The following is a 17,039-nucleotide window of genomic DNA, read 5'->3' as shown; positions in this document are numbered from 1 at the left end:
GTCAGGTTCTTTTCAAGGAATAACAGAGTAACTGGTTAACATATAGGAAATTATGATCCTTGCTTGAGAAATTTTAAAAGCACTTTTATTATATAGTAATGTATAATGCTGATAACAAGAGTGTAAGCTTTTATAGCTAAATCCATTAAAAACTGGACCTCAAAAGTACTTTTGTCATATTCTCTAATGCTATTTTAGTATCCAGTTGAATCCTATAACCTCTGAGAATGTCATTTTAGTCTATCAAATCCACTTTTAACAGAGATCCTTTCGATTGGAAGGGTGGTACCCATTTGGTTGGAGATTACAATATAGGTTGTGGTATGCAATAGAAAAGTTTTCTATATTAGTGAAGGCTGTAGAGATATGCCCGAAAGTGGTGTTTGAGGGTTGAAAAATAGCGGCAAAATTGGTTGATTTAAACGCCAATAAAAAACAAGCCAAAAATTTGCCACCATGAGCGAAATTAATCAAATCCCACCGATTGCGGAAGCAACTCACGATCTATTAACAGAGACGATTCGGGCAGGAGCCAAAGAAATCATACGCCTTGCGGTTGAGGCGGAGTTGGAGGAGTATTTAAAGCAATTCCGCGACCTTAAAACTGCTGATGGAAAAGCCGCAGTAGTCCGAAATGGTCATTTGCCGGAACGAGAAGTTCAGACAGGTATTGGCCCGGTAACGGTCAGAGTTCCAAAGATTCGTTCCAAAACAGGAGCCCCGGTTTCTTTCCAATCGGTCCTGGTTCCGCCATATGTTCGAAAATCGAAATCACTGGAGGCTGCGATACCCTGGCTTTATCTCAAGGGTATTTCAACGGGGGAAATGAATGATGCTTTAGAAGCGCTCTTAGGCCCCGGAGCCAGCGGTTTGTCTTCCAGCACTATTTCCCGTTTAAAAACAGAATGGGGAAAGGAATACGATGTCTGGCGAAAAGCCTCTTTAGCGGACAAGAAGTGGGCTTACATTTGGGTTGATGGAATCTACAGTGGTCTAAGGAAGGAAGATGATAAACTTTGTGCACTGGTCGTTATTGGAGTTGACAGTCAGGGAAGGAAGCATTTTTTAGCGATTGAAGATGGGGTCAGAGAGTCAAAACAAAGCTGGAAAGAGGTATTACTCGAACTGAAACACCGCGGTATGAATGCGCCTAAATTAGCGATTGGTGATGGGGCGCTGGGCTTTTGGGCAGCATTGGAAGAAGAATTCCCTAAAACAAAGGCGCAACGCTGCTGGATGCATAAAACTGGCAATGTTTTGAATTGCTTACCCAAATCGGCTCAACAAAAGGCTAAGGACAAAATCCATCAAATATGGATGGCCGAAACCAAAGAAGAAGCAGATAAAGCATTTGACTTATTCATAGATACTTATGAGGCAAAGTATCCAAAAGCTGCAATTTGTTTACAAAAAGACCGTGATGAATTGCTAAATTTTTACGACTTTCCCGCTGAACATTGGCAAAGCATCCGAACCACCAATCCGATAGAGTCCTCTTTTGGGACGATCAGACATCGTACGAAGCGATCAAAGGGTTGTCTGGATCGGGACGGAATGCTCCATATGATATTCAAACTCGGCATGTGTGCGGAGAAAAACTGGAATCGAATACGGGGCTATAAAACCATTGAAAAAGTAATCAGAGAAGTTAAATTTAAAGACGGCGAAGAGATCAAACAGGCCGCTTAACTTCGACCTCCTGAACACCACTTTTGGGCATAGCTCAAGGCTGTATTTTAAAGGCTCAATTTATTTTTCCCCTAACACACCAAACCAATATGAAAGCACTTGAGAACAAAAGAACTTACATCTTTCGAAAAAAATGTCACCTCCCCAGAGGAACGGACTTATTATAGTAAAATCCGGTTTGGTTGTAATATGCTGATTTTCATTAGTTTAATGTTGTTGTTGTTTATTGTAATAAAAATAATGATAATTAAGTTCATGACAATTGAAGAGTATAAGATTTTAAAGGGTGATTTCGATCACATGGTCCTTTTTCTTACCAATACTGGAACGGCAATTATTACTTATATTTTCAGGAATAAAAAATAGTATTTAGAGAACGAAAAAGAGGCCGTCTCAAAAGTAAAATCTAGCCTCGGAGAATCACGTATTTAAAGGGAGGGTATTTTGAATTTGTGATAAAAAAAGAGGCTATCTCGAATTATGAGACAACCTCTTTTTTATTTGTACTAAACATATCATCCCCAAAATGTACTTCGCCCTCTTTTATTCGTCAACGAGGATCGAAAATTACGCGTTATCATCTGAATTACAGAGGTTTACATGTCTTTGAATAATCATTTTCAATTTTTAAGTAAAAACTAAAGGACTTATACTTCACCCCCTACTCCTTTAAATTTATCAATAAAAGCGACGATCTTCTCGAAGACACTTCGCTTTTTCGTCAAAAATTTTGGGTTGAGTGGACTCATTTTTGGAAGAATCGAATTCAGTTCTGTACCATGCTCACTGGCATACTCCCGTTTCAATGAAGTCATGATATATCGTTTTGCCTCTTCTTTATTCAGGTTTTCATCATCGACCAATTGAGTGAACTCCTTTCGTTGACGTTCTTGTGCAAACAGGAAGAAGGCATCAATGACGCCAAGCTTATCATCAATAGTATCTAAGTCCGTTTGATTAATGAAATTAACAATCAAGCTTTCCTTAGCCCGGTTACCAATACTAGCGCGAATTATGCGACGTACTTCTTCGATCAGTGCATCCTTATCCTTACTTTTCTTATTGTGTTCATAAATCAGCCCCAGAATATAATCCAGATTAATCTCCTGACTTTTCAGAAGGTCTACCTCAAACACAACATCATCCCAATCAATATTTGACTCCTCAGGCACGTTCCCCCCTCTTTGTTTACGGCGCCATTCCTGGATATCATTATAACTTGATTTATAATCTTGAAGATCACGCTCCGCAGGTACTTCAATTTGTTGCATCGAAGCAATATCTTTATCCGTCAAATGATATCGGTTCTTAAACGTCTCCACCGCCTCCGGATCATCCACATCCACATGCTGCAATGCCTTAAGACTTACAAACTCATCATAATTCCCAAGTACGTTCTCAATGCGCAAATACTCACCAAACAGTTTAATGAATGCTTTTTTGTCTGCTTCTGTCTCAATTTTTGAAGGATCAGGGAACTTTTCGTTAAGCTCTCTGACCACAGCACGATACCCTCGTTTGGCTTCACCTGTAACAATATCTTTAAAGCCCTCCAAATATTCCTGATAACTTTTCTCCAGAACAACATTCTTAGTATTGCTGTCTCCAAATAGTCGGATCGCATCAATCGTTTGCTCTTCGAGGTCTCTGAACGTAACAATATTTCCAAAGGTCTTAGTAGCGTCATAAATACGATTCGTGCGAGAAAAAGCCTGAATTAGGCCATGATAGCGCAGATTCTTATCGACAAACAAGGTGTTAAGCTGCGGGGCATCAAAGCCTGTTAAAAACATTCCTACAACTATAATCAGATCAATCTCCTGGTTTTTCACCCGCTTAGCTAAGTTCCGGTAGTAATTCTGAAACTCCTTGCTGTCCACACCATAGTTTGTCCGGAACATTGCATTATAATCCCCGATAGCAGTAGTCAAAAACTCCTTTGCACTCAGGTTCATAGCCGAGACATCAAAGCCCTCATCTTGAATCTCTCCAATAGCACTCTGTTCCTCATTAGCTGCATACGAAAAGATAGTAGCAATCTTTAGAGGTCGTTCACTGTTTTTTTGGAGCCTATTAATTTCATCATAATAGCACTTCGCAGCATCAACACTACTCACCGCAAACATCGCATTAAAGCCCTTACCATTTCCCACTGTGCGATGTGTCTTCTGGCGGAAATTCTGAAGTATATATTGCGAGATCTCTAGGATACGTTCGGGGTGGAGTAGTGCTTTTTTATTTTCCGCTGCACTTAGCTTCTGTTCATCCTTCTCCGTCTCTAAGTGTTTAAATTTGGGGCGGACATCATTATAATCCACCTTAAATTTCAGCACCTTTTCATCACGAATAGCATCCGTAATCACATAAGAGTGCAATTCACTCCCAAAAACACTCGCTGTGGTATCTGATCCAACTGCATTTTCCGGAAAGATAGGCGTACCTGTAAATCCGAACTGGTAATATTTCTTAAAATACTTCTTGATATTCTTCTGAGCTTCCCCAAACTGTGATCGATGAGCCTCGTCAAAAATAAAGACCACCTGCTTTTGATATACGGAAAGTCCTCTCTCTCTCTTTATCAGGTTATTCAGCTTCTGAATCGTAGTGACAATAATTTTATTATCTTCCTTATCGATATTGCGCTTTAGCCCCGCTGTACTACTTGAGCCATTGACACTATCAGGCGAAAAACGCTGGTACTCTTTCATCGTCTGGTAGTCGAGATCCTTCCTGTCCACCACAAAAAACACCTTATCTATCTCCTCCATCTCCGTTGCCAAACGCGCAGCTTTAAAGCTCGTCAAGGTTTTTCCCGATCCTGTGGTGTGCCAAATGAACCCACCGCTTTCAGGCTTATTCCATTGCTTTGCTTGATACGAACTCTTAATCTTCCATAAGATCCGTTCAGTAGCAGCAATCTGATACGGACGCATAACCAGCAAAGTGTCACTTACATCAAAAACCGAATAAGTTAGCAAAACCTTCAGCAGGGTGCTTTTCTGAAAGAAGGTAGCTGTAAAGTCCTTCAAATCTTTAATCAGGCTATTGTCACATTTCGCCCAATTCATCGTGAAGTCATAACTGTTTTTACTCCGCTTCGTCGTATTCGCAAAGTAGCGGCTGTCGGTTCCGTTTGAGATAACAAAGATCTGAATATATTTGAACAGCGAGTTTTCACTATTGAAGCTCTCTTTACTATAGCGGTGAATCTGGTTAAATGCTTCCCGAATAGCTACACCCCGTTTTTTTAGCTCCACATGCACCAAGGGCAAACCATTCACCAATATCGTCACATCATACCGATTAGCGTGTGTCCCCTCTTGTTCAAACTGTGAAATGACCTGAACCTTGTTGCGCGCTATATTTCGCTTATCAACAAGATAAATATTCTGAATACGCCCATCGTCAAATACAAAATCATAGATATGATTATTATGCAATTTTCGAGTCTTATCAACTATCCCATCCCCGGGCTTGTCCAGATACTCTTCAACGAATCGATCCCACTCCCCATCGCTAAAGGTCATTTTGTTTAGCACCTCAAGCTGGATCCGTACATTAGCAAGCATTGCTTCTGGGGTGGTAAGTCCTTTCAGGTACTCATAGCCCTGATTTGTTAAATCCTCAATAAGCTCCTGCTCTAGGTCAGCCTCTGTCTGGTAACCAGTACTTTGCTGTTCTACCCTCGTGTATTTATCAAGAACAATATAGTTTTGGGTCTCTGCTATAGTTTTTTGTTCGGTAATGTTCATATTAAAAAATTAGTTGTTTGAAAGGTCGAAGTGATACCTCTCTTGAATCTGCCTAAAAAGATGTTCTAGCACCCTTTTGTCATTATCGTTTACTGCAATAGTCTCTTCTCCTGAATGGTTTGAGTGACTTGATAAATTAATGATTCGTGAAAAGTATCTATCTCTTGCTCCATCTGTTTCCTCAGGCAGAAGATCTACCCATTTTTCGTGGCCTAAAAAAGTTGATGTTTTCTCCAAAATATTTCTGAGAAAACTGAAATGATATTTATGTATATTTCCAGATTCAATGGCAATTTGTAGCTCTTTCATTAAGTGTAAATGATATGAAAAAGGAGAGTCGTTTGTTTGAGGAGTCAAAGTATATGTACCTGATTCGTTCTTTTCAAGTCGATACTTTTCACATTCTCTTGGTCTATAATTCTGAGATCTAATATTTAATTCATTGTAAAGGACATTATAAAACAGTGGATTATGTGTAGTGATGATGAATTTTAACTCTGACTCACTATCCTTTATAAGATTAGCAATATCAACCGCTAACTCTATAAGGTGATTATCATCAAGAGAACTAACTGGATCATCAATAAAGACATATTGTAAATTTTCAAATGTTTGCTCTCCCCGCTCTTCAGGTTCTGGTATATTCAATATCTCCACCACCTCAGAAATTAGACAATAAAAAACACACCAAATTAAATTACTTTCCTCTCCTTTCGAAATTTTAATATTCTCAACAGGGGTATCATCACCTCTTTCAAGTGAAAAACTTATACTTGTAAGTAAAGGATGGAATCGAGGCGTTAGAATGGAGGTGGTATAATGCTGGAATCGTCTAGTAATATTAGCGTCTTGCCCTTGTGTCCGAAGGATCCAGTCAGTAAAATTATTGGGACTAATATTCAACTTCACATCTTCCCGACTATTATTCCAATAAAACAGATCTTCTGTAAAGGCATTATAATACAATACTCTCGCATTTATAAAATCAGTATCTCCTTCTTCCGAATCCTGAGAATCAATTAAATCCTTAAACTCTCGTGACAAACGTGTCTTACCTACGCCATTAAAGGCGTAGATAAGTTGTACCTTCTTTTGGCAATCTTGAAGCTCTCTTGCAATTTCAGTTAGTGGGTTTGGCATAGTAAGTATTAGTCTTTCGGAAAATTCAGTAATAAATCTCGGTAATATTCATACTGCTTTTTTCTCAGCTCAACCTCCTTCGGAAGGCCTTCGTTTATTGAGGTCGTAAGAGTATCAAAGTCATCAAGTATTGTTACTATTCGTTCTTGTTCTTTTGATGAAGGTATAGGAATAACTACTTTGCTCAATCCTTTTGCATTAATTGCTGAGATCTTTCCAGAAGAGATATGTCTCCTAATTTGATTATGAAAATGCTTAGTCCTTGTGTAGTAAGCAACATACTTGGGGTTTAATGCGCTTCGGTATGAAAAGCAGGCATCATGTATAACAACATCATCATCACTTAGCCATGCAGTTCCTTTTCCTATATCTTCAATCGTTTCCCCCGCCCCTACAATTATAATATCTCCCTTCTCGGCAACTCTTAATTTTTTCTTATCAGTTAATTCTTTACTGACAAAGGATTTAGATTTATCAGCCCAAATTCCGTAATGGGTATACATCTCCCCATAATGGATACAAGGGATTCCCTCTGAGATCATATCATCTTTAACAAATCGTTTTCCCCTTTGAAACTCACCTATCTCCCCCAAAGTCTTCCACTTAACCTCTCTTTCCTCAAAACTCAACAACGAATCACGGTAGTAGCTATATTGCTTCTTCCTCATTGTAAGCTCCGTAGTAAGCTCCGTAGTAAGCTTCGTAGTAAGCTTCGTAAAGGTGTCCAATATCCGTACAATCTCCTCCTGAACCGAAAGTGGGGGGATAGGAACCTCCATTTTTGCTAAATTGCCTGATGAAACTCGTCTAACTTTAGCTCCTGTTATGTATTTTTGTTTTTGTTTTTGGAATGGGGTTGATTGAAAATAGTATGCTAGAAACTTGACATTTTGCCTGTGACGGAACATCATCATATCCCCTGAAATTGCTGTCTGTTCACCCAACCAAGCAAGTGGCTTTAAGACATCTTCATCATTTTCAGATGTTGTAGCAATAAGTAAGTCATTCTTGATGGCAGTTTTCAACTTTCTTGCAAAGTGTTCATCAACAAATGTATATGTATTTTCTGTAGATAATCCATATCGTGTGAAAATTTGCCCATAATGTATTGCAGGAAAACCATCTTCTCTTAAATCTTTTTTCTGAAGTCCATTTCCTCGAATTATTTCTCCAATATCCCCTAAAGTCTTCCACTCAACCTTAGCCCCAGCCAATAGCTTCTCTATATAACTCATGCCTCGATCTCCTTTACAATTAAGTCAATATCAGCCCGTAATGTATCAATTTTCTTGACCGTTGTGGCAATCTCACTGTTCAGTGTAGCAATATCAACCACTTCGCGATTATCCTTCGCCTCTACATACGAACTCACTGAAAGATTATAATCATTTGCGACGATGACATCATAGTCGACAGATTGGGCAATATGGGCCTCATCCGCTTTCCCATCAAACAGGTCCATAATTGATTGGATATGCGCATCAGCCATCACATTGTTATTCGTCTCTTTGCTAAAGAAGCCTTCTCCACTCGCATCAATAAACTGAATTGAAGTATCAGGCTTACTCTTTGAAAGAACAAGAATATTTACCGCAATCGATGTTCCATAGAAAAGATTTGGCGCTAACGCAATAACTGTCTCTACATAGTTATTATCCACGAGGTACTTTCTGATTTTCTGCTCCGCTCCGCCGCGATAAAAGATACCAGGGAAACAAACAATGGCAGCACGTCCTTTAGCTGATAAGTAGTTCAATGCATGAAGTACAAAAGCAAAATCAGCTTTGCCCTTTGGAGCTAGTACTCCAGCTGGAGCAAATCGATCATCATTAATCAACGTTGGATCATCCTTACCAATCCAGTTTACAGAATAGGGTGGATTAGAAACAATCGCATCAAAAGGCTTATCGTCCTTTAGCTCAGGAGCCGTAAGTGTGTCCCCAAGCGTAATATGAAACTTGTCGTAGTTGATATTATGCAGAAACATATTCATACGCGCCAAGTTGTAGGTCGTATGATTAATCTCCTGCCCGAAGAAACCCTCCTCAATAATATGGCTATCAAAGTGCTTTTTCGCTTGAAGAAGAAGTGAGCCCGATCCTGCCGCAGGGTCATAAATTTTATTCACCTTCGTCTGCTTGTGCATCGCCAATTGCGCAATCAGTTTTGAAACCGATTGAGGGGTAAAAAACTCACCACCACTTTTACCAGCATTTGCAGCATAATTCGAGATCAAAAACTCATAAGCATCACCAAACAAATCGATCCGGTTATCCTCAAAGTTCCCAAATTTCAACCCTGCCACACCATTTAGTACTGCCACAAGTCGCTTGTTCTTATCATCAACTGTATTCCCCAATCGATTACTTCGCGTATCAAAATCAGCAAAAAGCCCTTTGATATCCTGCTCTGATGGATAACCCATTGCCGACCCTTCGATCGCCTTAAAAATATCATGAAGGTCCGTATTCAGACTATCATTCGTATTCGCTCCCTTCACTACATTTACAAAAAGATGGCTCGGACGAATAAAATATCCCTTCGTCTTGATTGCATCAATTTTGACATCATCAGGAATCTGATTGTCAGCCATCCCAGCATAATTCACCTCAGGCTCGCCGCCTTCAATGTAATTAGTAAAGTTCTCACTAATAAATCGATAGAATAAAGTCCCTAAAACGAACTGTTTGAAATCCCATCCATCAACCGATCCCCGTACTTCATTGGCTATCTTCCATATTTGAGCTTGTAATGCCGCTCTTTGTGCTGTACTCGTCATTATTTCTATTAAATATATTCAAAATAATGGCTTTAAATGGTTTAACTCGTAGTATGCTGGGATCTAGCTGTATTGCCCTTACGCGTACATAAATAGCCTTCAACCAAAAGCCACGAGGCCAAAAATACATTCAAGGGCGTAAAAAGCGAAATTAAACATGAGGCATTTCGGGGAAAATACGCTTAAATAAAAGAAATTATTATGTGAGAAAATGCCACTATGAATTCTTAATGAAAGAAACATAGTTGACGGAAAATTCATGCTAGGGAGTGCTTATAGTGTTAAAAGTTTACTACTGAAATGAATATTCTTGGAACTAGCTAGTTATCAGTTGGTTTTAAGATTTGTCCCATTAATTAAACTGTGGTGAAACTTTAATTTATTCCTATTTATTATCCCTCCATTTCGCAATACTCACCCGACTCACCCCAGTAAGTCGATGAATTGCTGTAACCGATTTCCCGGATTCCAAATGCGCCATCACGCTATCGTACTGATGGTGTTTCCGGATGTTTTTCGATCCGGGCTTCCGGCCTTTGAATTTTCCTTCCACCTTGGCCAGGGCGATACCCGCAAGGGTCTTCTCTCTAATTACTTCCCGCTCAAATTCCGCAAACTCAGCCAGCACCCCGATGATCATCCTGGTAGCAGGAGTTAAAGACCAGCGATCATTGAAACATACCAATCCCTGATTCTTAATAATCACCTGGACCTTCCTGCGACCAAACCAGTTGATCGCCTTTTTCACATCTTCTGCCTTTCGACCGAAGCGGTCCAGGCGAGTAACCTCCAACTCCGAAATCTTACCCGCTTCAATAGCCCGGATTAATTTCTTAACGGCCGGCCGTTCAAAAAACGGGATGGTGCCGGAGCACTTATCGATGAATTCTTTGCCTTCTCCTTTTTGGATGGCGATGTTCTGACCTTCAGTGGATACTCGGATGTAAATTGCTTTCATTTTGAAAAAATTTGAACGGGTAGGATAGTGCTATTCGGTAAAGATCAAAAAAAATCAGAATACCAGTAAGTTATGGTATTCTGATTTTGGAAAGGGGTAGGGTATGGAATAGATGTTGTCAATTTAAAATTTAGGTGTCAATGTATTTCAGAACGGGACAATTTTTAGGAGACAGCGTTCAGTTTACACTCCCCTATGAAAGTCAGGGGTGGAAGTCCCCTGGTTTAATCGACTCTATGTCGTTTTTACTATAGTACTGTCCAGCCTAGAGCTGTGTTTACTGTTGACCTAATCACATTAAGTGCTGCATTAATAGCCGCTTCTACAGCTAAAATACCTAACCCCTCAATTGTCAACAGTACTATTCTGACACTGCTTTTTTGAATTTCAAGGTAATATTTTGCTTGCTCCTGAGTAATCTTGCCCTCAAGCTTTAACTGTCCGATTAGTTGAAGGTTTTCTGCTAGTGCTTTAAGTTCTTGTTCAGCAAATGGTTTTGCTTCATCCCAGTGATTTTCTAGAACCCCTTTGGCAGCATCTAGCATCTGTTCTAAAATTTTTTGTACGTTTATATCAGCCATTTTTTTTATTATTAATTATTGTTGTCTGTTTTATCCCCTCTTTTCAAAGCAATTTGCAGCTTTATAATTGCAGTAAATGCTGAGTTAAAAGGTTGTTTGAGTGGTTTGATTTGGTCGTAACTAGAAAATCCAATTTTATGTAATGACTCCAAATTATTAACCATTTTATTTAGCTCTTTAAAATGTTCTTGAACGATTCGATTTTTTTCAAATGCCCCCGCTCTTACTTCAAGAGTATTAAGGTCAACTTTGATGTCATCGAATTGCTGAACAAAGTGTTCATATTTAGCATCATCAGTTCCAATTGTTCTTTCAATCTTAACAAAGTAATTCGAAACTTTTTCCTGTAATTCTGTTACTGTTTTATCAGTTATCTCATCATAATCACTAATTAGTCGAATGGAGGTACAACTTTGCGTGAGCATCAGTAGCATCAGAACAAGTGCGGATAAATTTGCTTTTGTAATCATCTTGTTTTTAATCATAATTTTTTGTTTTTAAGTTATTAAATGACATAAAACGATTGAGTAAACTCAACTCCAATTGCTCTTGCTGCTCTTTCCGATGAAAAACTTGACCACTTATACATCATTCTGAGCGCGGGATTTAATACGAAAGTATTTGATATGTAGAGAATTTAAGAAATTCTGTTGCCGAGCATGTGAATCTCATATTAAGGATGAATTCGACTTATGAGTTTCGAGGGGGATTTGCATGGACAACAGATGCTATCTATTGAGATCTACAAATTTAACAGGCCCCATTTAAGTGTCAACATGTTAATACCAGATCAAGCCTTTCAGCTGAGAATGCCCATAAAAATTTTATGGAAGAATTACTATCAAATAAAACTCACGAACAGAGAAGGTAATGCATCTCTCAGGAAAGGAAGAAGAAACAAGCAAATAACATTTGCTATTTGAGTGAGCTATTAAAATGACCTGCCGGGAGGCTCCAACCGCACTGCGATCATAAAATAATTCAACTAGACAGATAAGTCTATATAGTTGAAAAGGTGTCAAAGTATTTCAGGACGTGACAAGACAGAATAACTTATTTTTTAGACAAAGCCAGCAGTGTATCGTCTACCCCCTCTTCTTTTTCCATCAATTCATTAAAGGACAACGTTTTTGATTTTTTCCACTCTTTTATTTCTATAAGGTATCTAGTTGAATATTTATCGAACAATTCAATGATCCATTCTCTTTGTTCAGGAAACCTCCAATTCTGTAATGGAATAATTTTAGGATTCTTTATCCATAAAAATCCGATAGTTTCAGGATTATCAAAATTTAAGTTATTCTGGCTAGTATCAATTTCTGAATATACCAAGGAAAAATTAGTATTTCCATATGGGGACTGTTCTATTTTATCCTTAAATTTAATAGAGTATCCAGTCTCCTCTAATGTTTCTCTTATGGCCGTGTCTTCAACTTTTTCTCCTTCTTCCATTATTCCCCCAGGTGGAGATACTACTAATTTATCCTTTTTTTTATGAATTACAAGCAACATAGAAGGTCTTCCATTATGAATTGATAAAACGAGTGCTCCTGCTGACTTTTTGCCAGCGTATGGTTTTTTTAATTCAATGATAACCTTTTCGTCTTTATTTATGTCAAGAATAGCATATGCAACGCAAGCACTAGCTATTTCAACCATTAAAATAATAAATAGTTTATTCAAATATCTTTCACTAACTTGTATGAATTTAATATTTTCTAGTATTCCTAATAGAGTAATAAGACAAGTACATATAAATACAGTCACAAATGTCCATATAATAATATCTCCTGGAGTTATGTTTGATAAATGCATATTATGTAGTTAGTTGTATAACAGATACGATATATATTTAGGGGCGAGATCGCCCCCATGTCATCAAATAATCTTTGAACATTTCTTTAATGAGAAAATTACATTTGTAAATTGATGATGAGAAACATTCTCTTTATTAGCTTTAATTATTTGTCATAAAAGTACTCAAATGGGAGTAGAGGACCATATCCCGAAGAATTTTCGAAATATCCTGGGTGTGTTGCCATTCTCATTAAATGCTGACGCATATCCTCACAATTATTCAATGGCGTATTATTTATTGGGGTTTGTTTATGTTTAGAAAGAATAAGTGCAGCTAAACCTGCCACAAATGGTGTAGCCATAGAAGTTCCACTTAGCTCAGCAAAGCCTCCATTATTAAAAGTAGACCAAATATTGCTACCAGGAGCAGTGAAATCAAGTTCTCCTCCTCTTGAGGAAAACCCTGACACATTTCCATTTTCATCATGTGATGCTACGGTGATAACTCCACCGTATTTACCGGGATATCCCACGCTATTTTTTGAAAGTTTACCTGAATTTCCTGCTGCACATATCACAGTTTTTCCGTGGAATAGAGCATAGTGAATGGCTTGAAATAGTTCATTATCAGAGTAAGGACCTCCTAGTGACATTGAAATAATATCAGCTCCGTTGTCAGTGGCCCAATAAATTCCATCTGCAACCATTTGGTTTGATCCACCATTGTTTCCCAATACTTTACCTATTAGTAATTCACATTGAGGAGCAACTCCTACAAAACCAAAATTATTTAATCTGGCACCAATTATTCCTGCACAATGGGTTCCGTGGCCATTGTTGTCATTAATTCCCTCATTGGTGAAATCATGTGTTTCGATGATAGCTTCTTTTAAATCTGGATGGGACTCATCTATTCCAGTATCTAATACTGCAACTTTAGTGTTTTTGCCTTGTGTAATTTGCCAAACTGCAGGGATATTTAATATGGATCCTGCCCAGTTAATCCTTTCCTCTTTCGTACTTTTACTTAGACTTTTTAATACCTTATGTAACTTTAATTTAGGTTTTTGAAAAGTAAATTCCGTTTCTCGATTTTGTTTATTTATAGACTTCATTTTATACTTTTAATTATGTAGTACTATAGTTATTGATAAGTAAGTCTTGATTATTGTTGTTTTGTGTTTTTAAAATTGCCATTTACTATTAAATACTGGATAGTTAAGAAGGTGTTTAAATTGCATACTCCATTAATCTTATTAACTGCTCTTTCCGGCGAAAAACTGGGTCATTTAAATCCGATTTTACGCAACAAAATAAGTCCATTTTTTTATTTGTTAGTATTATTTTTAAATAGATATTATTAGTAATAATGTTTATTTAGTTAACGTATTATTTATAATAAAATATTTTTTAAATCTATTTCAAAATGAATCTCTAAATGAGTAATACAAATCAGGTTTTAGTCGTGTGATGTTTAGGGTTAAACATTAGTCTTTTATTTTTTTTAGTACAAAATCCTTTTCTTTCCAAAGGTTCACATTTGTTATTTGATAAAGAACGGTTGTATATTGTTGATAATGAGCTATTCTTGTTTGTGGGGTCAAGTGTAAGGTTTTCCGGTAAATTAATTTTATTTTCTTCTGGTATATAATATTTTAATTCAATCAATCGAAAAATATTATTTTTGCTATGTTAATTTTAGTTATTGGTACCTGTCAGGACGATTTTTCACTAACTACCTCCTCAACACAGTAACACTCCTTGTCCCCAAAGAACCACTAACACTCACCTTAATCATCTGATTCCTGCTGTTATCTATAGGAGAAATCTCCACCACCTCATCATCCTCATTCACCACTTTAAAATCCATTATTCTCCCATCCATACTCACCAAGGCGATTCCTTCAATTTCACCCGCAACTACTGATTTATTTATCCGGATGATATTATTCGCAATAGGGTTAGGGCTCACCAGGCTGTTTTCTTCCTCCGGCAATTGGAGCTCCTCAGTCAGCATTCGTTCATTTGAATCTCCGGGTTCCAGCAGGATACCGGATATTTTGGCATTATTGACGCCTTCCGCTCCGGTATAAAAGCGGATTTTGGTGGTCTGGTGCTGGGCAGTGAAGCTGAGATCTTTTGTGATTTCGATATAAGGACCACCAGCGTCTTTGATGATGTCCAGGTTGGATATTACCTGTCGACCATCAATGTCCACCTGAAAGATGCGCTGCCCTTCCCGCTTAAAATAGATTTCCGCAAAAATGAGCTTTAGATCATAGGATTCTCCCGGAATGGTCGGAAGGCAATAACTGAAATCCCGACCATATCTCTCCGTTTTTAGGGCATCGTTAGTGTTTTCGTCATTATACGGTAAGGAGGGAGGTCTTTCGGAGTATCCGGAGTAGTTGTAGGTATTTTCATCAATTTGGGTGATCCAATAATAGAATCCTTGTCCTCTATCATACCGGTATCTTTTTCCAAAAACAGAATAGCGCTCTCCTCCTTGAAAATAGCCATCTTCCGGTAGGAAATTCCTTCTATCTGAAGAATATCCAAACTCCGGCTGATAATAATAAGCATTTGCACTTAGATATGAAGATGCCCCAGCATCAATATAAACAGGAACCGGAACCGATTTCTCCCAACTAATGGCATTGACTTTGGCATGGTCTAAGCCATAATCGCCCAGAAAAAATCTGATTTTAAGGCTGTCTGTTGCTTCGACATAAAAATTACGTTCAGTCAATTCCATACGATCGCGTAAATCGAAATCATCCAGCACCCTAATGCCGTTGATGTCGACATTAAATCTTCGTTTTCTGGGCGTATAGCTGAAAAACCCATCCTGATAGGGCTCAATTACTTCTTGATTATTTTCTGCCCAATAGAAATCATTAAAATAGAGGCTTACCTTATAAATACCGGCTTCTTTTACCGGGATACAATAAGAAAAGTCCTTACCGTAGCGTTCCGTGTTTTCAATGAAATCCGTTCCATCTCTTGAATAACTTTTACCGGAGGTGTAGTAGCGATCGATCCCCTCACCCAGGTCCATAGCCGGATTAGTCACCGAAGATCCTGCATTTATTTTTTTATCTTTTGTGAAATCCTGTTTGACAGTAATGGCGGAGATCATCGCATTATCTATACCGTATTTACCTGTGTAGCATCTTATATTTAGCTTTTCATCTGTTACTTTGGCAGTGAATTTCTTATAAACTACTCCTTCAATTGGATTTGGGCTATAATCTTTTATAATATTTTCTCCCTGGAGGTCAACGCTAAAAATTCTTTTGCCAATTTTATCATGGTATACTTCCTTGAATACCAAACTAACTTCATACCTGCCATTAGGTATAGGAAGCTGGTATTGGAAGTCTTTTCCGTAACGGTGGGAATTATAAAGGACGTCCTCAGTTCTGCTCGTCTGATAAATACGACTCGAACCTGTAATTTGAAGCTCTGCATCCGGGAGATAGCCATTCACCTCTGTTTTTCCTCCGGCATTTATTTTCAGGTTTTGACTTGCTGTAACCTCCCTCGGACTGTATTCACACAACCAGAGATAGCCTCCTTCAATGATGTCAAAGTAATATTTACCATTGACCTTTACAGCCAGGAGACTGGTAGCCATCGCCTGAATGTCTTCCGGTAATTCCTCATAGTGGTTTTCAAAAGGAGTATCCAAAAACTCGCTGAGTGGTGATGAGTCGCTTCCCTTTATTTCACTTGCGCCATAGCGTGCATCAAATAGTCTCCTGTCTAACCATTGAACATCATTTAAGAGGTAATCTGATACAGGTGTTCCTGGTTCTCGTCCTTCCCCAACCATGAATTTTTCCCCATCAAAATAGGTAGCATATACCTGTTGGAATTGATTTTCACCATCTTCTCCGACAATGGGATTTAAATAATTCATCTTATCATGCCGGTAGTAAAAATAGTTTTCATCTGCACCAAAAACCTCCGGCCAATAGGGATTGAGGTGAAGGAATTCAAATTCGTCGTAATTTGCGCTTTCATACCAAACGTTCTCAATGGTACCGTTTTGATATAAATACCATGCTTCCATTGAATTCATGAGCAGGCTATTTTTATAACGCATTACAGTGAAGGGGTTGAAAGCTTCTGTTTTTTTGATGGCTTCATTTATGGGATCATAAAAGTAGACGTATAAGTCCCCATTGGTAAAAAACACCTTATCATCCCATACGAATAATTTGGATCTTATAGTACCAAATTCTTCCCCGCTATCATAATCCAGCTCCGGTACGCCTTCTCCTTCAATAATGCGATGTATCTTTCGAATTCCCTCCTGAGACCAGGCCTGAAAACCGAGG

11 protein-coding genes are annotated in these 17,039 nt (G+C 38.3%); 1 reads left to right on the top strand and 10 read right to left on the bottom strand.

Annotation, left to right across the window (positions count from 1 at the left end; translation table 11 throughout):
• Positions 1 to 456 precede the first annotated feature (456 nt).
• Entirely contained in the window at positions 457 to 1,689 is a 1,233-nt protein-coding gene (locus tag AAA970_RS27460) for an IS256 family transposase (RefSeq protein ID WP_338238188.1), read from the top strand.
• A gap of 647 nt (positions 1,690 to 2,336) precedes the next feature.
• On the opposite strand, the gene AAA970_RS27455 is transcribed toward AAA970_RS27460, so the two are convergent.
• The 10 genes from AAA970_RS27455 to AAA970_RS27410 all read right to left on the bottom strand — a co-directional run.
• A complete protein-coding gene (locus AAA970_RS27455) occupies positions 2,337 to 5,441 on the bottom strand; it encodes a type I restriction endonuclease subunit R (protein ID WP_338240139.1) in 3,105 nt (1,034 codons plus the stop codon).
• 9 nt (positions 5,442 to 5,450) lie between these two features.
• Positions 5,451 to 6,581: an AAA family ATPase gene (locus AAA970_RS27450; RefSeq protein WP_338240138.1), complete on the bottom strand. Its 1,131-nt coding sequence runs from the start codon at positions 6,579 to 6,581 to the stop codon at positions 5,451 to 5,453.
• Between the two features lie 8 nt (positions 6,582 to 6,589).
• The gene (locus tag AAA970_RS27445; RefSeq protein WP_338240137.1) at positions 6,590 to 7,816 is read right to left on the bottom strand and encodes a restriction endonuclease subunit S; all 1,227 of its coding nucleotides are present in this window, start codon (positions 7,814 to 7,816) and stop codon (positions 6,590 to 6,592) included.
• Positions 7,813 to 9,360, bottom strand: coding sequence for a type I restriction-modification system subunit M (locus tag AAA970_RS27440; protein ID WP_338240136.1), 1,548 nt, complete (start codon positions 9,358 to 9,360; stop codon positions 7,813 to 7,815). The genes AAA970_RS27445 and AAA970_RS27440 overlap by 4 nt, the downstream gene beginning before the upstream one ends.
• A gap of 385 nt (positions 9,361 to 9,745) precedes the next feature.
• Positions 9,746 to 10,318, bottom strand: a complete 573-nt coding sequence (locus tag AAA970_RS27435; protein WP_338240135.1) for a recombinase family protein — start codon at positions 10,316 to 10,318, stop codon at positions 9,746 to 9,748.
• 248 nt (positions 10,319 to 10,566) lie between these two features.
• Positions 10,567 to 10,899, bottom strand: coding sequence for a hypothetical protein (locus tag AAA970_RS27430; RefSeq protein WP_338239642.1), 333 nt, complete (start codon positions 10,897 to 10,899; stop codon positions 10,567 to 10,569).
• Between the two features lie 11 nt (positions 10,900 to 10,910).
• Positions 10,911 to 11,384 (bottom strand): hypothetical protein, encoded by a 474-nt coding sequence (locus tag AAA970_RS27425; RefSeq protein WP_338239644.1) that lies wholly within the window; start codon positions 11,382 to 11,384, stop codon positions 10,911 to 10,913.
• A 568-nt stretch (positions 11,385 to 11,952) separates the two neighbouring features.
• The gene (locus AAA970_RS27420; RefSeq protein ID WP_338240134.1) at positions 11,953 to 12,714 is read right to left on the bottom strand and encodes an NUDIX hydrolase; all 762 of its coding nucleotides are present in this window, start codon (positions 12,712 to 12,714) and stop codon (positions 11,953 to 11,955) included.
• A 146-nt stretch (positions 12,715 to 12,860) separates the two neighbouring features.
• The gene (locus tag AAA970_RS27415; RefSeq protein WP_338239647.1) at positions 12,861 to 13,811 is read right to left on the bottom strand and encodes a S8 family peptidase; all 951 of its coding nucleotides are present in this window, start codon (positions 13,809 to 13,811) and stop codon (positions 12,861 to 12,863) included.
• A gap of 620 nt (positions 13,812 to 14,431) precedes the next feature.
• Positions 14,432 to 17,039: malectin domain-containing carbohydrate-binding protein (locus tag AAA970_RS27410; RefSeq protein WP_338240133.1), on the bottom strand; the 2,608-nt coding region annotated here is incomplete at its 5' end.

It is taken from the genome of Persicobacter diffluens (assembly GCF_036244895.1).
GTDB lineage: Bacteria > Bacteroidota > Bacteroidia > Cytophagales > Cyclobacteriaceae > Persicobacter > Persicobacter diffluens.
Note: the sequence above shows the minus strand (reverse complement) of the source record. Positions and strands in the feature narration are given on the sequence as shown.

Excerpts from the sequence above, each read along its gene's own strand:
- AAA970_RS27455 (WP_338240139.1), bottom strand. The coding sequence starts at position 5,441 with ATGAACATTACCGAACAAAAAACTATAGCAGAGACCCAAAACTATATT.
- AAA970_RS27415 (WP_338239647.1), bottom strand. The coding sequence starts at position 13,811 with ATGAAGTCTATAAATAAACAAAATCGAGAAACGGAATTTACTTTTCAA.
- AAA970_RS27430 (WP_338239642.1), bottom strand. The coding sequence starts at position 10,899 with ATGGCTGATATAAACGTACAAAAAATTTTAGAACAGATGCTAGATGCT.
- AAA970_RS27445 (WP_338240137.1), bottom strand. The coding sequence starts at position 7,816 with ATGAGTTATATAGAGAAGCTATTGGCTGGGGCTAAGGTTGAGTGGAAG.
- AAA970_RS27425 (WP_338239644.1), bottom strand. The coding sequence starts at position 11,384 with ATGATTAAAAACAAGATGATTACAAAAGCAAATTTATCCGCACTTGTT.
- AAA970_RS27460 (WP_338238188.1), top strand. The coding sequence starts at position 457 with ATGAGCGAAATTAATCAAATCCCACCGATTGCGGAAGCAACTCACGAT.
- AAA970_RS27435 (WP_338240135.1), bottom strand. The coding sequence starts at position 10,318 with ATGAAAGCAATTTACATCCGAGTATCCACTGAAGGTCAGAACATCGCC.
- AAA970_RS27420 (WP_338240134.1), bottom strand. The coding sequence starts at position 12,714 with ATGCATTTATCAAACATAACTCCAGGAGATATTATTATATGGACATTT.
- AAA970_RS27440 (WP_338240136.1), bottom strand. The coding sequence starts at position 9,360 with ATGACGAGTACAGCACAAAGAGCGGCATTACAAGCTCAAATATGGAAG.
- AAA970_RS27450 (WP_338240138.1), bottom strand. The coding sequence starts at position 6,581 with ATGCCAAACCCACTAACTGAAATTGCAAGAGAGCTTCAAGATTGCCAA.